General features: G+C 67.6%; 19 protein-coding genes. 16 read left to right on the top strand and 3 right to left on the bottom strand.

Annotated elements, in window-relative coordinates:
• Window positions 1–2: 2 nt before the first annotated feature.
• Window positions 3–1,436 carry an aminotransferase-like domain-containing protein gene (locus tag ABKF58_RS00160; protein WP_482582983.1) on the bottom strand — a complete coding sequence of 478 codons (1,434 nt, stop codon included), beginning with the start codon at window positions 1,434–1,436 and terminating at the stop codon, window positions 3–5.
• 170 nt (window positions 1,437–1,606) lie between these two features.
• Between ABKF58_RS00160 and ABKF58_RS00155 the strand changes: the two genes are divergently transcribed.
• From ABKF58_RS00155 to ABKF58_RS00135, 5 genes are all read left to right on the top strand, one after another.
• Window positions 1,607–2,236: a LysE family translocator gene (locus ABKF58_RS00155; RefSeq protein ID WP_482582982.1), complete on the top strand. Its 630-nt coding sequence runs from the start codon at window positions 1,607–1,609 to the stop codon at window positions 2,234–2,236.
• 97 nt (window positions 2,237–2,333) lie between these two features.
• Window positions 2,334–3,719, top strand: coding sequence for a glutamate--tRNA ligase (gene gltX / locus ABKF58_RS00150; protein ID WP_482584410.1), 1,386 nt, complete (start codon window positions 2,334–2,336; stop codon window positions 3,717–3,719).
• Between the two features lie 329 nt (window positions 3,720–4,048).
• Complete coding sequence (locus tag ABKF58_RS00145) at window positions 4,049–4,909, top strand: hypothetical protein (RefSeq protein ID WP_008955286.1); 861 nt, start codon at window positions 4,049–4,051, stop codon at window positions 4,907–4,909.
• A 194-nt stretch (window positions 4,910–5,103) separates the two neighbouring features.
• The gene (gene bfr / locus ABKF58_RS00140) at window positions 5,104–5,568 is read left to right on the top strand and encodes a bacterioferritin (protein ID WP_008955285.1); all 465 of its coding nucleotides are present in this window, start codon (window positions 5,104–5,106) and stop codon (window positions 5,566–5,568) included.
• A 103-nt stretch (window positions 5,569–5,671) separates the two neighbouring features.
• A complete protein-coding gene (locus ABKF58_RS00135; protein WP_482582981.1) occupies window positions 5,672–6,226 on the top strand; it encodes a YIP1 family protein in 555 nt (184 codons plus the stop codon).
• Between the two features lie 424 nt (window positions 6,227–6,650).
• On the opposite strand, the gene ABKF58_RS00130 is transcribed toward ABKF58_RS00135, so the two are convergent.
• Window positions 6,651–7,043 carry a DUF4399 domain-containing protein gene (locus tag ABKF58_RS00130; protein ID WP_482582980.1) on the bottom strand — a complete coding sequence of 131 codons (393 nt, stop codon included), beginning with the start codon at window positions 7,041–7,043 and terminating at the stop codon, window positions 6,651–6,653.
• Window positions 7,044–7,208: 165 nt separating this feature from the next.
• On the opposite strand from ABKF58_RS00130, the gene ABKF58_RS00125 reads away from it, so the two are divergent.
• Together ABKF58_RS00125 and ABKF58_RS00120 are read left to right on the top strand one after the other, a co-directional pair.
• Complete coding sequence (locus tag ABKF58_RS00125; RefSeq protein WP_482582979.1) at window positions 7,209–8,369, top strand: benzoate/H(+) symporter BenE family transporter; 1,161 nt, start codon at window positions 7,209–7,211, stop codon at window positions 8,367–8,369.
• Between the two features lie 360 nt (window positions 8,370–8,729).
• On the top strand, window positions 8,730–9,527 hold the full coding sequence (locus tag ABKF58_RS00120) for a DUF2157 domain-containing protein (RefSeq protein WP_482582978.1): 798 nt from the start codon (window positions 8,730–8,732) through the stop codon (window positions 9,525–9,527).
• A gap of 8 nt (window positions 9,528–9,535) precedes the next feature.
• Here ABKF58_RS00120 and ABKF58_RS00115 read toward each other — a convergent pair whose 3' ends face one another.
• On the bottom strand, window positions 9,536–10,981 hold the full coding sequence (locus tag ABKF58_RS00115) for an aminotransferase-like domain-containing protein (RefSeq protein ID WP_008955280.1): 1,446 nt from the start codon (window positions 10,979–10,981) through the stop codon (window positions 9,536–9,538).
• Window positions 10,982–11,146: 165 nt separating this feature from the next.
• Between ABKF58_RS00115 and ABKF58_RS00110 the strand changes: the two genes are divergently transcribed.
• The 9 genes from ABKF58_RS00110 (at window position 11,147) to ABKF58_RS00070 (ending at window position 19,357) form a co-directional block, all read left to right on the top strand.
• Window positions 11,147–11,758 carry a LysE family translocator gene (locus ABKF58_RS00110; protein WP_014086417.1) on the top strand — a complete coding sequence of 204 codons (612 nt, stop codon included), beginning with the start codon at window positions 11,147–11,149 and terminating at the stop codon, window positions 11,756–11,758.
• Window positions 11,759–11,857: 99 nt separating this feature from the next.
• On the top strand, window positions 11,858–12,409 hold the full coding sequence (locus tag ABKF58_RS00105) for an isochorismatase family protein (protein ID WP_482582977.1): 552 nt from the start codon (window positions 11,858–11,860) through the stop codon (window positions 12,407–12,409).
• A gap of 42 nt (window positions 12,410–12,451) precedes the next feature.
• Window positions 12,452–12,760, top strand: a complete 309-nt coding sequence (locus ABKF58_RS00100; protein ID WP_482582976.1) for a DUF1272 domain-containing protein — start codon at window positions 12,452–12,454, stop codon at window positions 12,758–12,760.
• 15 nt (window positions 12,761–12,775) lie between these two features.
• The gene (locus tag ABKF58_RS00095) at window positions 12,776–13,225 is read left to right on the top strand and encodes an isochorismatase (protein ID WP_482582975.1); all 450 of its coding nucleotides are present in this window, start codon (window positions 12,776–12,778) and stop codon (window positions 13,223–13,225) included.
• Window positions 13,226–13,244: 19 nt separating this feature from the next.
• Window positions 13,245–14,150 (top strand): EamA family transporter, encoded by a 906-nt coding sequence (locus tag ABKF58_RS00090; RefSeq protein WP_482582974.1) that lies wholly within the window; start codon window positions 13,245–13,247, stop codon window positions 14,148–14,150.
• Window positions 14,143–15,057, top strand: coding sequence for a GlxA family transcriptional regulator (locus tag ABKF58_RS00085; protein WP_482582973.1), 915 nt, complete (start codon window positions 14,143–14,145; stop codon window positions 15,055–15,057). The genes ABKF58_RS00090 and ABKF58_RS00085 overlap by 8 nt, the downstream gene beginning before the upstream one ends.
• Window positions 15,058–15,162: 105 nt before the next feature.
• A complete protein-coding gene (locus ABKF58_RS00080) occupies window positions 15,163–15,789 on the top strand; it encodes an LPP20 family lipoprotein (protein WP_014086423.1) in 627 nt (208 codons plus the stop codon).
• Window positions 15,789–17,057 carry a flagellar assembly protein T N-terminal domain-containing protein gene (locus tag ABKF58_RS00075; protein WP_482582972.1) on the top strand — a complete coding sequence of 423 codons (1,269 nt, stop codon included), beginning with the start codon at window positions 15,789–15,791 and terminating at the stop codon, window positions 17,055–17,057. Before ABKF58_RS00080 ends, ABKF58_RS00075 begins: the two co-directional genes overlap by 1 nt.
• Before the next feature lie 662 nt (window positions 17,058–17,719).
• Window positions 17,720–19,357 (top strand): ethylbenzene dehydrogenase-related protein, encoded by a 1,638-nt coding sequence (locus ABKF58_RS00070; RefSeq protein ID WP_482582971.1) that lies wholly within the window; start codon window positions 17,720–17,722, stop codon window positions 19,355–19,357.
• The last annotated feature ends 43 nt before the right edge of the window (window positions 19,358–19,400 follow it).

Raw genomic sequence — 19,400 nt, 5'->3', positions numbered from 1 at the left:
TTTCATGCCGTCGTGTTGCGGCTCTGGCTGGCCAGCTCGCCGACGCGCACCAGCGCGCGCTCGAAGGCGTCGCTCCACGGGTAGCAGCAGGAGAGCCGCAGGCAGTGGCGGTAGCGTCCCTTGGCCGAGTAGATGGTGCCCGGCGCCACGGTGATGCGCTCGGCCAGCGCGGCGCGGAACAGCTGCTGGGTGTCGATGGCGGAGGGCAGTTCCACCCACAACAGGCAGCCGCCCGAGGGCGAGGTGGCGCGCGTGCCGGCCGGGAAGTGGCTGGCTACCATGCCGCGCAGCCGTTCCATCTGGCTCATGAAGTGGCGGCGCAGGCCGCGCAGGTGGTGGTCGTAGCCGCCGCTCTCCAGGTATTCCGCCACCGTTTCTTCCAACAAACGCGGCTGGCCCAGCGTGCTGGCCACCTTGAGCCGCGTGACTTCCTTCAGGTAGCGCCCCGGCGCGATCCAGCCGATGCGAAAGCCCGGCACCAGCGTTTTGCTGTAGCTCGAGCACAGCAGCACCCAGCCGTCGCGGTCGTAGGCCTTGACCGCGTCCGGCACCGCCTGGCCGTAGAACAGCTCGGCGTGCGGGGTGTCCTCGATCAGCGGCACGCGGTACTGGTTGACGAGCTGGGCCAGGCGCTTCTTGGCCTCCAGCGGCATGCTGCAGCCGAGCGGGTTGTGCACCGTGGGCATGGCGACGATGGCGTTGAGGCGCTGTTCCGACAGCAGCAATTCCAGCGCGTCGAGCGACAGCCCGGTGGTGGGGTGGGTGGGGATCTCGATCGCCGACAAGCCCAGGCTCTTGAGCAGCGGAACCAGCGCGAAGTAGGTGGGCGACTCGAGACCGACGGTGTCGCCCGGCTTGCACACCGCGCGCAGCGCCAGCGACAGCGCCTCGGAGCAGCCGTTGGTGATGACGATATCCTCGGCCGCCAGCACGCAGCCCCAGCTCACCACACGCTGGGCGATCTGGCGTCTGAGGCGTGCCGAGCCGGGCGGGAAGGGGTAGTCGGTGGCGAGTTCGGGGTGCTGGCGGATCAGCTGGTTGAGGATCTGCTTGACGCGGCCGGTGGGGTAGAAGTCGCTGCCGCGCGGGCTGGCCAGCGACAGATCGATGAAGTCTTCGCCGGTCTGCGCCGCCATGAAGGCCTCGATGTGGTCGAGCACGTCGTCGCTGGTCGGCAGCGCCGTGCTTTGGCGGCGCATACGCGGCAGCGGCAGGTTGGCCGAAGACTTGACGTAGAAGCCCGACTGCGGCCGCGCCTCGATCACGCCACGGTCTTCCAGCGCGCGGTAGGCGGCGAGGATGGTGGACGGGCTGACCTTGTGCATGGCGCAGGCCTGGCGCACCGAGGGCAGGCGCTCGCCCGGGCGCATCACGCCGTTCTGGATCAGCGTGATCCATTCGTTGACCAGTTGCTGGTAGAGCGGCTCGTGATTCATGGGGGCTCCGTTGACGTCAAGCGGTACAGTTGGCGGCTGACTCGACCATAACAGTTGGGAATTGTCCAAACTGTTATGGTTGCAATACGATTTTTTTGAATCTGTTATTGTAATGGCGGGCTCGCTACCATGTCTCCATCGAAAAACCTTGTTTTTTTGCTGGAACCCGCATGAACTTCGTCCCGCTGACGCTTTACCTGATGGTGATGACCATCACCCCCGGTCCCAACAACCTGGTGCTGGCTTCGTCCGGCGTGCGCTTCGGCTTCAGCCGCACCCTGCCGGCGCTGCTCGGCATGGCGCTGGGGCTGGCCTGCCAGATCGCCATCCTGGCGGTGGCGCTGGGCCATATCAAGGAACTGATGACCGACCTGCAGCTGTGGCTGGCACTGGCCGGCTGCAGCTACTTGCTGTGGCTGGCGTGGCAGATGACGCGTGCCGGCCAGCCCGGTGAAGCCGGCGACACGGCGCGACCGATGGGTTTTGCCGGCGGGGTGCTGTTCAACTGGCTCAACCCCAACGTCTGGCTGATGGGCGTCAACCTGGCGCTGCTGTTCCTGCCTTCCGGCATGCCGCTGTGGCAGGCGGGCGGCCTGTTCGCCGTGGTGGCCTTCATGGTGGCGCTGCCGTGCATCGGGGTGTGGGCCTGGGGCGGGGTGGCGCTGGCGCGCTTCCTGCGCTCGCCGCGCCGGCTGGCGGCGTTCAACTGGATCATGGCGGGCCTGTTGGCCGGGATGGCGCTGTGGCTGGTGGCGGACAAGCTGCCGGCGGGGGCGCTGGACGGCGTGCCGTTCGTGTGAGGGGGCCAGAGCCTGCCGCTATCATCGAGCCCGCGTTTGCGGGCTTTTTTGCGGGCAGCGTACAATAGCGCTTTCGTCTTTTCGTCAGACCCTGGCCATCATGATCCGTACCCGTTTCGCCCCCAGCCCGACCGGCTTCCTGCATATCGGCGGCGTGCGCACCGCGCTGTTTTCCTGGGCCTACGCCCGCAAGAACCAAGGCACCTTCGTGCTGCGCATCGAAGACACCGATCTCGAACGTTCCACTCCGGAATCGGTGAAGGCCATCCTGGACGGCATGCACTGGGTCGGTCTCGACTACGACGAAGGCCCGTTCTACCAGACCCAGCGCTTCGACCGCTACAAAGAGGTGATCCAGCAATTGCTGGCTTCCGGCCATGCCTATTACTGCTACTGCAGCAAGGATGAGCTGGACGCCCTGCGCGCCGAGCAGGAAGCCAAGGGGGAAAAGCCGCGCTACGACCGCCGTTGGCGCCCGGAACAAGGCAAGACCCTGCCGGCACCGCCGGAGGGGGTGCCGCCGGTGGTGCGTTTCAAGACCCCGCTCACCGGCAGCGTGGCGTGGGACGACGCGGTCAAGGGCCGCATCGAATTCCAGAACGAGGAACTGGACGACCTGATCATCGCCCGCCCGGACGGCAGCCCGACCTACAACTTCTGCGTGGTGGTGGACGACTGGGACATGAACATCACCCACGTCATCCGCGGCGACGATCACGTCAACAACACCCCGCGCCAGATCAACATCTTGCAGGCGCTTAACGCGCCGCTGCCGGTGTACGGCCACCTGCCGATGATCCTCAACGAGGACGGCCAGAAGATGTCGAAGCGCCGCGACGCGGTGAGCGTGGTCGACTACGCCGCCAAGGGCATCCTGCCGGAAGCGCTGCTCAACTACCTGGCGCGTCTGGGCTGGGGCCATGGCGACGACGAGTTCTTCTCCCTGGAACAGTTTGTCGAATGGTTCGACCTGAAGGACGTCAGCCCCTCGGCCAGCCGCTTCAACAACGAGAAGTTCCTGTGGCTCAACGCCCAGCATATCAAGGCCGCCGACAACCTGCGCCTGGCGCAGCTGATCGCCCCGAAACTGGCCGAGGCCGGCATCGACCCGTCCAGCGGCCCGTGCCTGAGCGACGTCATCGCGCTGGTCAAGGAGCGTGTGCAGGATCTCAACGCGCTGGCCGCCGAGTGCGATTACTTCTACAAGAAGCGCGAGCCGGCCGCCGCCGACGTCGAGAAGCACCTGGCCGACGACAGCAAGGCGCGCATGGCGCGCTTCGCCGAGCAGCTCGCCGCACTGCCGGAATGGAACGGCGAGGCGATCCATCACCTGTTCAAGCCGTTCTGCGCCGCCGAAGGCATCAAGATGGGCCAGCTCGGCATGCCGTTGCGCGTGCTGGTGTGCGGCACCACGCAGACGCCGTCGGTCGACGCCGTGCTGGCGCTGATCGGCAAGGACGAAGTGCTGCACCGCATGGGCTGAGTGCTGGCCAGAAGCGCCGCGTCTTCGGCCAAGGTTGGCCGAAGGCATGCTCAGATGACCCCCGCCGCTCCGAGAGGAGGGCGGGGGTTTTTCATTGCGGGGTACGCACGCGGCGGCCCTGTCTCATGCCAGGAAGAGAAAAACGGCCGCATCGTGTCACGGCATGCACTTGCAGTTTGGATTTTGCAGGCACCCCACTATAACTATTGAACATGGAGAGCCGTGATCGCCGCGACGGCGGCGGAACGGCTTGCCGGGAAGAATGCGCGCCAGCCCGGCGCCCCGGTAACGGGGCCGGCCGCTGTCGCTGAAACCATCGGGGGAGCACCATGTTCGACGCGACGTATCGACGTTCACTGTTGTGGCTGGCCATGGGGTCGGCATTGGCGGCGCTGCCGGGGGCCGCCATGGCGACCCATTCCTGGGGCGGCTACCACTGGGCGCGCACGAGCGCCCAGTTCACCTTGTCGCTCGGCAACAACCTGACCGCGGCGGACTGGGTGAGTTATCTCCATCAGGCGTCCAGCGACTGGAACAGCCCGACCAGTTTCGGGGCGAGCTCGACCCCGCTGCTCACCGCCGTCGTTGCCGGACAGTCGACGAAACGGTGCTCGATGGTCAGCGGCACCACCCAGGTGTGCAACGGCAAGTACGGCTACAACGGCTGGCTCGGGCTGGCCTCGATCAACATCACCGGCGGCACCCACATCACCCAGGGCACCGCCAAGATGAACGACTCGTACTTCAACCTGGCGACCTACAACAATCCCAACGAGAAGCTGCACGTGATCTGCCAGGAGACGGCGCATACCTTCGGTCTCGACCACCAGTCCACCGACGGCAGCTCGCTGAACACCTGCATGGACTACTTCTCCAACACCGGCAGCAACGCCGGCAGCACGCTGAGCACGCACCCCAATGCCCATGACTTCGAAGAGTTGAACATCGTCTATGCTCACCTCGACAGCACGACTACCGTTGCCGCGACCACGGCGGCCTCGGCGGGGGTCGATATCACCGACGACCCGCGCAGCTGGGGGGCCTTGGTGCGCCAGTCGGTGAACGGCCGCAGCTCGCTGTACGAGCGCTACAACACGGACGGGTCAAAGACGGTGACCCACGTGTTCTGGACGGTGGAAGCCGCGGCCAAGTGTCCGAGCTGTGACCACCGTTTTGAGCATCATGACTAGACCGGCATGCTGAATTTCCGCCGCTCCGGGAGAGGGCTGCGGCGTGCCGACTCCTTGGGCGGCGGTGGCGTGCGAGCCGCCTGCTGCCGTTGCCCGCTGCGCGCCGTTTTCGGTAACGGGATTGCCTCCGCCCGGAGCGCGGGTGCCGGTGCGCCTTGCGGCAGGTGGAATTACCTCACCTCAGGAGACCGACCATGAAAGGCAACAAGGCCGTTATCGCGGCGCTCAACAAGCAGCTGGCCGGCGAACTCACGGCGCGCGACCAGTATTTCATCCACTCGCGCATGTACCACGACTGGGGGTTCGGCAAGCTGTTCGAGCGGCTGAACCACGAAATGGAAGAGGAGACCGGGCACGCGGCCGGGCTGATCAACCGTATCCTGTTTCTCGAAGGCACCCCGGCGATGAGCCCCGGCAAGCTCAACATCGGCAAGGACGTCGAGAGCATGCTGGCCAACGACCTCAAGCTGGAGTACGACACGGTGGCCTTGCTGCGTGCGGCGATTGCCGTGTGCGAACAGGAGGGCGACTACGTCAGCCGCGAGTTGCTGGAGGCCCAGCTGGACGATACCGAGGAGGATCATGCCCATTGGCTGGAGCAGCAGCTGGGGCTGATCAAGCTGATCGGCCTGCCCAACTATCTGCAGTCGCAGACCTAGGGCGCGGCATTCCCGGAGTCGACCTTGAATTTGTGACCTGCTGCATTAGCTTTAAAGTAATGCGTGCAGTTTTTTGTCACCCGGAGGGAATGCCGTGAACCTGATGAATGCTCCCAAAATGATCTGGTCGTCGCATGAGGGCTGGCCGGAGTTGGCCGGGCAACACCCTTCCGTGATGGCAACCTTTTTCAAGGTGGTGCTGCCGTTGTCGCTGCTGCCGGTGGCGATGATCCTCTACGCCGCCACCTGGCACCGCGCGGTGTACGCCCCGGATACCACGCTGATGAGCTGGGTGTGGATTTCGCTGGTGTTCCTGGTGGTGGAGTGGGGCTGCGTGTTTGCCATGGGCTGGCTGATCCAGTCGGTGGAAAGCCGGGACCACCCGCTCGAGTACCGCGACGGCTTCCGCCTGGCGGCGTATGCGCCGATCCCCATCTGGCTGTCGTCGCTGTCGCTGTTCGTGCCGTCGCCGGCGCTCAACGTGGTGGTCGCCCTGCTGGGCCTGCTGGCCTCCGGCGGACTGATCTATCACGGTCTGGACGGCTGGTTCCAGCATGACGAGTCGGTGACCACGCTGTCGCGCGCCTACACCATCTTTTCGTTCGGGGCGCTGATCTGGGCGCTGGTGGTGGCGATTCTGGTGGTGCCGCTGCTGTGACGCGCTAGCATTCCGAGCGGGATCGAAGGCCAGGGATATGTCCCTGGCCTTTTGTCATGGGCGGCCTGGGGTCTCGGCGCAACACCACGGCAGGAAGCGCAAGGCGGAAGGCCCGGCAGGGGTCTTCCGCCATTTCTTTGGCCGGTGCGGCCTCGTTCGGTCCTGCCCCGGCGGCGTGGATTAAGCCGGCCGTTGGGGCATGCCACCCGAAGGTGGCTTCGGCCAACGTTGGCCGAAGCGGGCGGGCAATGCCGACGTGGCGAGAGGAGGGCGGAGGGGGCTCCCGCTGCGGGGGCGGGTCCGGCAAACGGCCATCGGCGTGGTTGGTCGACTTGGTCTTGGAGTGCCAAAGTCGCCTCATCCGCCTCGTATCTGGCCATGTGCCGGCCCCGCGCAGCGCGTAATAAAGAGCGTGAGCAGGTTCTCAGGGGACAACCCGTACCTTGATGCTGCTGCTCATCGCCGGGCCGAACGATTGATGCGCGCCGTTGGCGAACTGCAGCGTCAGGGTGTGCTCGCCTGGTGGCAGCGTCAGCTCGGTTTCGGTCTGGCCCTTGCCGAAATGGCGGTGGCTGTCGTCGGTGGCGACCACTTCGTTCAGGGGCACGGGGCTGCCGTCGATGATCAGGTGGTGATGGCCGGTGCCGGGTTTCATGCCGCCGGCGGGGGCAATCGCCATGCCTTCGACGCCGAAGCGTACCTTGAACGGGCTCTTCACGGCCGCGCCATCGGCCGGTTCGACGAAGTAGACGCGTTCCGCGGCCAGCGCCGTGGCGGCGGCGAGGGACAGGCTCAGGGCCAACAGGATTTTCTTCATGGTGGGGTCCGTTACGGAGGGTGGGTAACGTTTCGTTGTATGCCAGGATGCTGGTTGAGGCAACGTTGGCCGTTCTGGCTACCCGCCGTCCGGAGTGCCTGTTCGGGCTGGACAACATGACGCCGGCACGGCAGGCTGGGCGTTTTTCCTGTTTCTGATGCCACCATGCTGACCCGCCAAGACCTTCCCGCGCTCACCGCCGGTTTCGTGACCGTGCTGGTGGGGTATACCAGCTCCGCCGCCATCGTGTTCGAGGCCGCCCGCAGTGCCGGCGCCAACCCCGCCGAGATCAGCTCGTGGCTGATGGCGCTGGGGCTGGCGATGGGGCTGACCTGCATCGGCCTGTCGCTGCGCTACAAGGTGCCGGTGGTGACGGCGTGGTCGACGCCGGGCGCGGCGCTGTTGATCACCAGCCTGTCCGGGGTGAGCCTGCCGGAGGCGATCGGCGCCTTCGTGTTTTCCGCCGGACTGATCACGCTGTCCGGCGTCACCGGGCTGTTCGAGCGCGCCATCAGCCGCATCCCGCTGCCGATGGCCGCGGCGATGCTGGCGGGCATCCTGGTGAAGTTCGGCATGAACGTGTTTGGCGCGATGCAGGCCAACCTGCTGCTGGTGCTGCCGATGTTCGTCGCCTACCTGGTGCTCAAGCGTCTGCTGCCGCGCTACGCGGTGGTGCTGGTGCTGTTGCTGGGCGGGCTGATCGCGGCGGGGCAGGGCGGCCTGCATCTGGGCGGCGTGGCCTTGGCGCTGGCGACGCCGCTGTGGACCACGCCGGTGTTCTCGCCCGGCGTGCTGCTCGGCGTGGGGCTGCCGCTGTTCGTGGTGACCATGGCCTCGCAGAACGTGCCGGGCGTGGCGGTGCTGCACTCGGCCGGCTATCGTCCGCCGATCTCGGTGCTGATGACCGGCACCGGGCTCGTCAACCTGGTGCTGGCGCCGTTCGGCTGCTTTGCCGTCAATTTGGCGGCGATCACCGCCGCCTTGTGCATGAGCCGCGAGGCGCACGAGGACCCGGCGCGGCGCTACCTCGCCAGCGTGGCGGCCGGCGGCATCTACCTGCTGCTTGGCGTGTTCGGCGCCACCGTCGGCGCGCTGTTCGCGGCCTTTCCCAAGGAGCTGGTGCTGGCCATCGCCGGGCTGGCGCTGTTCGGCACCATCGCCGGCGGCCTGACCACGGCGATGAGGGATGACACCGAGCGCGAGCCGGCGCTGATCACCTTCCTGATCACCGCCTCCGGGGTGACACTGTTCGGCGTCGGCTCGGCGTTCTGGGGGCTGGTGGGCGGCACGCTGGCCTTGCTGGTGCTGAACGCGCGGCGCGGCTGACGGCCGGGTTGCGTGCTTCGGCCAACGTTGGCCGAAGAGGGCGCTCAAGGAGCGCACTTCGCCGGCTTGGCTATAGTGCTTGCAAGGCCGGCCGTGCGGGCCGGCTGCCGAACGGGGGAGTGGGCATGGAATTGGATCGTGAGCGCTTGGACCAGGCGGTGACGCGCGGCGTGATCAGCGCGCAGCAGGCGGAGGGACTGTGGCAGTTCCTGGCGGAGAGCGGCCACGACACGCCGAGCTTCCGTTTCGTCCATATCCTCTATTACCTGGGCGGGCTGATCGCGATCGGCGCCATGAGCCTGTTCATGACTCTGGGCTGGGAGCGCTTCGGCGGCGGCGGCTTGCTGCTGATCTGCACTGGTGTACGCCGTGGCCGGCATCGCGCTCACCGAGTGGCTGCTGCGCCGGCGGCTGCCGATTCCGGCCGGCATCACCGCCACCTTCGTGGTGGTGCTCACACCGCTCGCCGTGTACGGCCTGCAGCAGCTGCTGGGCTGGTGGGCCGGACCGTTCACTTACCGCGACTACCACGTGTTCATCGACGGGCGCTGGCTCATGATGGAGTTGGCCACGCTCGCCGCCGGCGCCGTTGCCCTGTGGCGCTACCGCCTGCCGTTCCTGGTGATGCCCGTCGCCGTCACGCTGTGGTACATGAGCATGGACCTGACGCCGTTCCTGGCGGGCGACCCGGACGTGGGCTGGGAATTGCGCAAGCTGGTGTCGCTGTGGTTCGGCCTGGCGGTGGTGCTGCTGGCGCTGTGGGTGGATATCCGCAGCCGCCGCGACCAGGACTTCGCCTTCTGGCTCTATCTGTTCGGCGTGATGGCGTTCTGGTGCGGCCTGTCGCTGCTGCGCTCGGACAGCGAGCTGGGCAAGTTCTTCTACCTGTGCGTCAACCTGGGGCTGATCGTGGTGGGAGCGGTGCTGTCGCGCCGGGTGTTCGTGGTGTACGGCGGGCTCGGTAGCGCGGGCTACCTCGGCCACCTGGCCTACGACGTGTTCAAGGACAGCCTGCTGTTTCCGTTCGCGCTGACCCTGCTCGGCCTGGGCGTGGTGGCGCTCGGCATCGCCCGGCAGCGCCACGAGGCGGCGATCAGCCAGTGGCTGCGCCAGCCCCTGCCGCGGCCCTTGCGCGAGCTGATCGAGCGGCGCGGCTGAGGCGCGTCCTAGCCGCCGGCCTGCTGTCGCGCCAGTTCGCCCAGCCGCACCAGCGCCGCCAGGAAGCGCTCGTCCAGCGGCTGGCAGCACGACAGCCGCAGCGCGTTGCGGTAGCGCCCGCTGGGCGAGTACAGCGGGCCGGGCGAGATGCTGATGCGCTCGGCGATGGCGGCGTGGAACAACGCCACCGTGTCGCACGGCTCGGGCAATTCCACCCACAGTAGGAAGCCGCCGGAGGGGCGGGTGGCGCGGGTGCCGGCGGGAAAGTGGTCGGCGATCAGCGCGCGTACCTTGTCGACGTGCACGGCGTAGCGGCGCTTGAGCGCGCGCAGGTGATGGTCGTAGCCACCCGATTCCAGGAACAGCCCCAGCGTCTCGCTCAATACCAGCGGCTCGGCGATCGAGGTGGCGAACTTCAGCTTGCGGATGGCCTCGGTGAAGCGGCCGCCTTCCAGCCAGCCGACGCGGAAATCCGGCGCCAGCGTCTTGGTGTAGCTGGCGCACACGATCACCCAGCCGTCGCGGTCGAAGGCCTTCACCGCCGGCTGCAGCGAGTCGGCAAACTGCAACTCGGCGTACAGCGCGTCCTCGATCAGCGGCACGCGGTACTGGTTCGCCAGCGCCGCCAGCCGTTTCTTGTTCTCCAGCGGCATGGTCGAGCCCAGCGGGTTGTGCACGTTGGGCATGGCGATCACGGCGTTGAGGCGACCCTCGGCCAGCAGCCGTTCCAGCGCGTCCAGCGACAGCCCCTGTTGCGGGTCGGTGGGAATCTCCACCGCCTTCAGTCCCAGGCTGGCGAACAGCGGCAGCAGGTTGAAGTAGGTGGGGGATTCGATGCCGACGGTGTCGCCGTGGCGCGTGATGGCGCGCAGCGCCAGTTGCAGCGCCTCCATGCAGCCGTGGGTGAGGACGATGTCGTCCGGCTGCAGCGCCATGCCCAGTTCCAGCCCGCGCCGGGCGATCTGGGTGCGCAGCCGCTCAGATCCCGGCGGCAGCGCGTAGGTGCTGACCAGTCCGGGGTTCTTGCGCAGCAGCTGGCCCATCAGCCGTGCCAGCTTGGCGCCGGGGTAGAACTCGCCGCCGTGCGGGCAGGCCAGCGCCATGTCGATGTAGCCGGGGGTCTGCTGCGCCTTGAGCGAGGCGCCGATCAGGTCCAGCACCGCGCCGTCGGTACCGCGCGCCGGACCGGCGGCCTGCGCGGCGCGGCGCGCCGGCAGCGGCAGGCGCGAGCGCACGTAATAGCCCGACTGCGGCCGCGCCTCGATCAGGCCGCGGTCCTCCAGCACGCGGTAGGCCGCCACCACGGTGTTGAGGCTGAGACGGCGGCTCTCGGCGGTGCGCCGCACCGACGGCAGGCGCGAGCCGGGCGGCAGCGTGCCGCGGCTGATCGCCAGCGACAGGTCTTCCGCCAGTTGCTGGTACAAGGTGAGGTTGGCCGAAGCGAGCGTTTCCATGGCGAGGCAGGATCGTAGACGGTGACAGAGCCCATGATAGGCGAAGGTGACAGAGTGATGGAAGAACAAACTGTCACCATGACAATTTGCCATTGTTGCGACTGTATCAAGGTGCGGCGACTCATTAGCATGGTGGACAGACCCACTCAATGAAGGAGCGCCGCCATGCTCGAACTGCCCTTGCTGACCTATTTCGCCGTGATGTCGATCACCCCCGGCCCCAACAACCTGATGCTGGCCGCCTCCGGCGTCAATTTCGGCTTTCGCCGGACCGTGCCGCACATGCTCGGCATCAGCTTGGGCGTGGCGCTGCAGCTGTTTATCACCGCTGCCTTGCTGGCCTACGTGCTGAACGGCCTGGGTTCGTTGCGCCTGCCGCTCGGCGTGGCCGGCTGCCTCTACCTGCTGTGGCTGTCCTGGTGCATCCTGCGCGCCGGCCGTCCCGAGGCCGATAGCGAGGCCCGGCCGCTGGGCTTCCTGGGCGCCGCGCTGTTCCAGTGGCTCAACCCCAAGGCCTGGGTGATGGTGATCAACACCTCCATCCTGTTCGCGCCGCAGGCCGGCCAGGTGCTGTGGACGGCGGCGCTGCTGAGCCTGGCCTGCGCGCTGGTGAACCTGCCCTGCATCGGGGTGTGGGCCTGGACCGGCGACCGGTTGCGCCGCTGGCTGGACGGCGAGCGTGCACGGCAGGCGTTCAACACGGTCATGGCCGTGCTGATGGCCGGCACCGCGCTGTGGCTGTTGGGCGACGAGATCCGCCACGCCGGCCTGCTGTGAACGATGTCCGTTTTTGGCAGGGTGTTGTCCGTCGGCGGCCTCGTGGCAAGGCCGGGCGATGGTTATGCTGAGGGCTGTTTCCTACAGGAGCCCAAACCCATGAGCAAGCCGAAGACCGCCCTGCTGGTGATCGACGTCCAGCAATCCTTCCTGCACCGCCCGTACTGGGACGAGGCCGAGCTGCCGGTGTTCCGCCATCACCTGCAGGCCTTGATCGCCGGGGCCGAGGCGTGCGGCGTGCCGGTGGTCAACATCCTGCACGAAGACGGCGACGGCCCGTTCTCCGCCGCCTCCGGCCTGGTCACGCCGCTCGACTGGCTGACTCACGTACCTGCCGCCACCTTCGTCAAGCACGTGCACAACGCCCTCATTGGTTCCGGTCTGAAGGAGTGGCTGGACGAGCGCGGCATCACCCGGCTGGTGATCAGTGGCATCCGCACCGAACAGTGCTGCGAAACCACCACCCGCGTCGCCTCCGATCTCGGCTACCAGGTGGATTTCGTCACCGACGCCACGCTGACCTTCGCCATGACGCACCCGGTCAGCGGCCGCCGCTACAGCGCCGCCGAGATCCGCGACAAGACCGAGCTGGTGCTCGCCGGCCGCTTTGCCCGCATCGCCAGCGTCGACGACGCGCTGACGGCGCTGTGAGCCCGATCCCCCGATACGGAGCCAAGATACGGAGCCAACACCATGCTGGAACTCAGACCGAGCTGTGAACACTGCAACACCGCGCTGCCGCCCGACTCGCCCGAGGCGCGCATCTGCAGCTTCGAATGCACCTTCTGTGCCCGCTGCGTCGACGAGGTGCTGGGCAATGTCTGCCCCAACTGCGGCGGCGGCTTCGCGCCCCGGCCGATCCGCCCGGCGCGGGACTGGGGACGTGGCAACCACCTCGGCAACTACCCCGCGGGCGAGAGGGTGGTTTACCGCCCGGTCGACGTCGCGGCCCACGCGGCCTTCGTCGCGTCGCTCCGTGCGCTGCCGCCCGAGCAGCGCTAGAGGGAGAGTCCCATCATGATTCAGGACCTGTTTCGGCCAACGCCTTACCAATCCCGGCCGTTGGCTGCGCGTGGCGTGCTGGCGGCGCCGGGCGGCTGGCGCCTCAAGCTGTACGATATCGCCTATGACAGTCTGCCGCTCGACGAGGCCCGCTTCGCCGCCGGGGTGGACGGCGCGCTGGCCGGGCTGCCGCAGCCGGCGCTGACGGCACAGCGTCCCGGCGTCGGCGCGCTGATCCGCCACGCCGGGCGCGGCATGGACTATCTGGTGTTAGTCTATTGGGATAACGACAACGAGTGTCTGGTGCGGGTCCAGGTGCGCGACGAGAACGGCTGGCGTGCGGCGCGTGCCGAGTCGTTCTGCGTGTGGGATCTGCAGGTGATCTGGCACGAGCGCGAGGCCTGCGTGCGCCATCTGCTGAGCGACGCACCGAACATGGACGGGTATCTCGCCGATACCCTGTAATCAATCGACTGGAGGCGACATGCCGTTGACCGACATCGCTCAGGCGCTGGCCATCGTGCTGGTGTGGGGCGTCAATTTCGTGGTGATCAAGTGGGGCGTGGCCGACGTGCCGCCACTGCTCCTGGGGGCGCTGCGCTTCACGCTGGCGGCGTTGCCGGCGGTGCTGCTGGTGCGCCGCCCGGCGGTGCCGTGGCGCTGGCTGACGGCCTACGCGCTGACCGTCGGCGTCGGCCAGTTCGGTCTGCTGTTCTCCGCCATCAAGCTCGGCATGCCGGCCGGCCTCGCCTCGGTGGTATTGCAGGCGCAGGCCTTCTTCACGCTGCTGTTGGCCTCGCTGGTGCTGGGCGAGCGCTGGAAGGCGGCGCAGCTGGTCGGCCTGTTGTGCGCGCTGGCCGGGCTGGCGCTGATCGGCGTAGGCAAGGGCGGCAACATGACGCTGATCGGCTTCGCCCTGACCGTGGCGGCGGCGTTGAGCTGGGCCGCGTCCAACGTGGTGGTGCGCCTGATCGGCCGCGCCGGCTACCGCGTCGAGCCGCTCGGCCTGGTGGTGTGGTCCAGCTTGATCCCGCCCGTGCCGTTCCTGCTGCTGTCGTTGTGGCTGGAAGGCGGCGAGCGCATCGCCGCCGCGCTCGGCCATTTCTCGCTGTCGTCCCTGCTGGCGGTGGCCTATCTCGCCTTCGTCGCGACGCTGTTCGGCTACGGTCTATGGAGCCGGCTGCTGGCGCGTCACGCCGCCAACAAGGTCGCGCCGTTCTCGCTGCTGGTGCCGGTGGTGGGGCTGATCGCCGCCAGCCTGCTGCTGGGCGAGCGCTTGAGCGCGGGGCAGGCGGTGGGCAGCCTGCTGCTGTTGGGGGGGCTGGTGATCAACGTGCTGGGCGAGCGCCTGCGGGACTACTGGCGCCAGCGTGAGGCCGCCGGTGCGTGAGGTCTGTTTCCTGCTGACGCCGGGCTTCCTGCTGCTCGACCTGGCCGGCCCGGCCGAGGCGTTCCGCATCGCCAACCAGTTCGGCGCCGAGTTCGCCTTGCGCTACCTCGGCGTCGGCGGCAGCGTCACCTCTTCGCTGGGCCTGCCGCTGGGTGGCATCGAACCGCTGCCGGAGACGCTGGCCGACGGCACGCTGCTGGTGATCCCCGGCGTGACCGGCTCGGCCGAGGTGTACGACTGCGACGAGGCACGCCAGATGGCGCGCTGGCTCGCCACCCATGTGGACCCGCACCGTCACCTGCTGGCGACGGTGTGCTCCGGCGCCTTGCTGGCGGCGCGTGCCGGCCTGCTCGCCGGGCGCGACTGCACCACCCACCACGTCCACCTCGAACACCTGCGTCAGTTCGACGCCAGCGCCAAAGTGCGCGAGAACCGCGTGTTCGTCGAGGACGGCCCGGTGTTCAGCAGCGCCGGGGTTACCGCCGGCATCGACCTCGCGCTGCACCTGATCGCCCGTCTGGCGAAGCCGGCTGTCGCGCGCGACGTGGCGCGCCACATGGTGGTGTACTTCCGCCGCTCGCCGCAGGACCCGGAGCTGTCGCCCTGGCTCAGCCACCGCAACCACCTGCACCCGGCGGTGCACCGCGCCCAGGATCTGATCGCCGGCGAGCCGGAGCAGGCCTGGAGCGTGGAAACGTTGGCCGAAGCGGTGCACGTCAGCCCGCGCCACCTGGCGCGGCTGTTCCGCCAGCACGCCGGGGTGTCGGTGCACGACTATCAGCAGCAGATCCGCCTGGCGCGGGCGCGGCAATGGCTCGCCGCCGGGCTGTCGCGCGAGAAGGCGGCGCTGTCGGCCGGCTTCTCCTCGGCGCGCCAGCTGGGGCGGGCCGAGCGGCACGGGGCGTAAAACCGCACTGCCGGCTCAAGTTTTTTGCCGCAGCGCCGATAAACCGGTTGACGCTTCATGACGTTGATTCATACCATCCGGTCAAAATAATCTTCGGTAATTGCTATGAAACCTGCCTCGCTGCTTCCCCTCTCCGTGTTGACCCTGGCGCTCGCCCTGAGTGCCTGCGCCGCGCCGCGCCAGACGACCGCCGCCGCCGGCAGCGATCCGATCAGCGGGGCCGGTTACGTCGGGGCCGGCATCGAGCCGGAAGCACCCAAGGTCGTGGTGAAGGAAGTGAACCCCTACCAGCCGGTCACCATCCGCGTCACCGGCGTCGGCGCCGCACCGCTCGGCACCACGCTGAGCCCGTCGCAGCGCAAGCTGCTGGGGCTGCGCGCCGCCAAGCTCGACGCCTTCCGCGCCGTCGCCGAAGAAGTGCAGGGCATGAAGCTGGTCGGCAACAGCTCGGTCTCCAACATGCTGGCCACCAACGACGCCTTCCGCACCTACGTCGACGCCTACCTGCGCGGCGTCAAGGTGCTCTCCAACACCATGGCGCCGGACGGCACCACCGAGGCGGTGGCCGAGATCGTGCTCGACAACGACTTCTACCGCGAATACAAGAAGGCGCTGGACCGCAGCGGCAGCGTGATGAAGGCGGCGCAGCAAAGCGCGGTCGACGGTGTCGCCTGCACCGACGGCAACTGCGGTGCCAGCCGTTACGACAGCAACTTTTATGTAGCGCAGTGATGAAGCTGCTGCGCCGCACCTGCCGCCTTGCCGCCCTCGTGGCGGCATTTGTTTTGCCGCTGGCGCCCGCCGGTGCGGCCAAGCTGCTGGGCACCGGCATGGCCACGCTCGACAACGGCGTGCCGGCGGCGCGCGAACTGGCCATCCAGGACGCCGTGCGCCAGGCCGCCTTGACGCAGGGCGCCAGCGTGCAGTCGACCGAATACGCCGACAACGGCCAGCTCGGCGACAGCACCCGGCTCACTGCCGCGCCGCTGTCGGGAAAAGTGACGGTGCTGCGCGAATACCAGCGTGACGATCTCTACTACGTCGAGGTCGAGGTCGACACCGACGCCATGCGCGCCGCCCCGCAACGCTGTGCCCCGTCCGGCGGCAGAGAGCTGAAGCGGCGCGTGGTCGCCACCTATTTCAACGTCGAGCACCCCGCCGACGCCTCGGACATGCCGGAGCTGGCTACCCAGCTGCCGGTCGAGCTGGCCCGCCGCCTGCCGGTGGGCGGACCGTTCCTCGCCAGCGCCGCGGGCCAGGTCTCGGTGCTGGCCGATCCGCGCCTGGCCGAGCCGCAGGCCGGTGCCGACACCGTGCGCGAGATCGGACGGCGCGAGGGGGCGCAGTTCGTGATCGCCGGGCGCGTGCTGGATACCGCGGTCGCCGCCAAGGGGCTGCGCGCCTCACTGTTCGACGGCGACCACGGCGGCGAACAGGGCGTGTTCTACAACGGCCCGTTCTCGGGCCTCTTGGGCGGCGCGGTGCGCTATCGCCCCACGGTGCGCCAGTTCGACGTCGAGGTCTGGGTCTACGATGCCCTTACCGGCGGCCTGCTTGCCAATCACCACCTCAGCACCAGCGGCACCGGCCAAGTGGCGCCACCGGCGCCGCGCCCGTTCGGTTCCACCGCGTTCTGGCGCAGCGACTACGGGCACGCGGTGGACAAGCTGCTAGAACGGGCCGTGCAGCAGACCGCCGACACCGTCGCCTGCATCCCGTTCACGGCGCGCGTGGCGCGGGTCGACGCCGGCAAGCGCGTCTACCTCAACGCCGGCGGCCTGGCCGGCCTCGCCGTGGGCGATCGCCTGCTGCTCTACAAGCCGCAGCCGGCCAGTCCGTTGCGCAGCGCCGGCTCGACCGGCGAGCTGGGCATCGCCGAAGCGCTGTCCGGCACCGTGGTGCTGACCCAGGTGCAGCCGGGGCTGTCGATCGGCGTCGTGCAAAACGCCCGGCTCGCGGTGGAAGAGGGCGATTACCTGCGCTTCCTCCCGCCACGCTGAAACGACTCCATCAGCGGGCGACGGGAGCACGAGCCCGGTGCCGCCGCCGACGGCCCGCCGAGAACCGTGCCTGCGGTCATGGTCGATGAGCGGCTCGATGGTCTGGACCAGCCGCCGGTCGAGCGCCGCCAAGACGGACGGCGGCAACTTCTCTCCCACTTGCGAAGCGCTGTCGAGACGCGTTACGACGTTTCATCGCGGACGGCCGTTGGGTGCCATGCCAACAGCCTGTCTCGCGAGCCTTGGGCCATCGGGTGATGGCCCGCAAGACTCTCTGATCCGTGGCCGCATTTCCAGCCACATTGCACCGATGCTCACCTCAAACCCGACATAAAACGGCTTCCGGCCTCTGCGCCGGGGCCGTTTTTGCTCGCGGCACTTCCCAAGACCGAAACCCCGCGCCGGGGTTGCCGGAATCGCTCCCTCCCATGTCTCAATGCGCTGCGCCCCCTTAAGGGGCATGGCAGCGCTGCAACAGCACTCTTTATCTTCATCGATAACAATACGAATGATGTTGATTATCATGTAGAATGCCGCGCACTACACACGGCCGTGCCGCGGTATCGCCGCCGGCTTGCAACAACTTGGGAGAAATAACAATGACGGCTCCATTGCCGCATCGAGCAATCGCTAAGGCCAACCGCAAGGCCGACTTTCCAACCATGGCCTGGCATACCTTGCTGCTGTTCTTCATGGGCTTCGCCCTGGTGACCGGCCTGCGCCTTGCGTTCGACCACGCCAAGGGCGGCTGGCGTGCTGCGCTGGAGCCCATCATGCTGCAAGGCGACGTAGTGCGCTGGCACGTGTGGGCGTCGATCGCTCTGACCGGCCTTGTCGCCGGCTACATCGCCTTCCTGGTCAAGGCCGGGCTGGCTGCGCGCTGGAAAGTATCCAAGGTGATGCTCAAGGCTCCCGTCAAGGCGGCGCGCTGGCAGGCGATCAACCGTGCGGTGTACTGGCTGGGGCTGGCCACCTTTGTGGTTGCCGTCCTGTCCGGCATCTGGCTGTACTTCCTGCCGTTCTTCGGCTGGCTGGAACTGGTCGGCTACGTGCACGAGATCGCCAGTTGGGCGCTGGTCGCCTACATGCTGATCCACGTGATCGCCCAGTTCGTGATGGGTGGCATCTGGCAGTTACTGAAGATATTCATCCCGCGGTTCGACCTGCTGCAAGCCGGCGCAGTGATGGGCGTGGCGGGGGTCTCCGGCGCACTGGGCTTCGCCGCTCTCGACTGGAGCGCGACGCGCGACCTGGTCGCCGCCAAGGCCGACACCGCGCCGCTAGTCGACGGCAAGCTTGACGACGCCGTGTGGCAGAACGCACAGAAACAGATGGTTTACACCTCGCACGGCTGGAACGTGGCCGGCGGCGAAACCCCGATCGAGGTGCGTGCCGCCGTTCACGGCGACCGCATCTACATCGCCACCTCCTGGCCGGACGACACGCGCTCCTACATGCGCCTGCCGCTGAAGAAGACGGCGCAGGGCTGGGTCCGGATGATTGGTGACGACCCGCGCCATACCTACGACGGCGCCGACACCATCGACTACTACGAGGACAAGTTCGCGATTGCGATCAGCCCGAAGCAGAACCCCTTCGGCGGCGGTTGGCACTTCGGTCCGGATCCGTTGCCGGGCGTCAAGAAGCCACTACAGGGCCGTGGTTATCACTTCACCGACGACGGTAGCGTGGTTGACCTGTGGCACTGGAAAGCCAGCCGCACCGGTGCCACCGGCCAGGCGGAAGACTCGCTGTTCGGCCCCCCGGTGTCCTACGACCCGGTCAAGCATGAGGTGCGCTACCCGGCCGGCTACATGAGCGACAAGAAGGACAAGGACAGCGGCTATCAGGACAACTTTGCCAAAGGTCCGCACGGCTGGTCGGTCAACTGGCCGAGCCGGATCGTCACACCCAAGTACCTCCCCAGGGATTTGACCAAGCTGCAGGCCCGCCTCGGCACCAGCCAGTCGCCCTACGAGTCGCACGGCTCCGAATTCAACATGGGGCCTGACGAGATCGTGCCCTATTCCAAGGAGCTGGACGACAAGATTCCGGTGGGCACCCTGATCCCCGCACTGTACTGGAAGAAGCCGATGAGTGGCCCGGCGGGTGATGTCGCGGCGCGTGGCTATTGGCAGAACGGCCGCTGGACAGTGGAGTTCTCACGCAAGCTTGATGCACCGGATGCGCAGGATGTGGCGATCAAGGACGGCGTCTACCTGTGGTTCGCGGCGTTCAACCATAACCAGACCCGCCACAGCTGGCACATTCTGCCAGTGCGCCTGCGGCTGCCTCACTAACCCCGCTCCGGCTTCGTCGCCGGCCAGCGTGAGCGATGGCGGG

The sequence above is a fragment of the Pseudogulbenkiania sp. AW2-16 genome (assembly GCF_056824575.1).
This window is presented reverse-complemented; position numbering and strand designations above follow the sequence as displayed.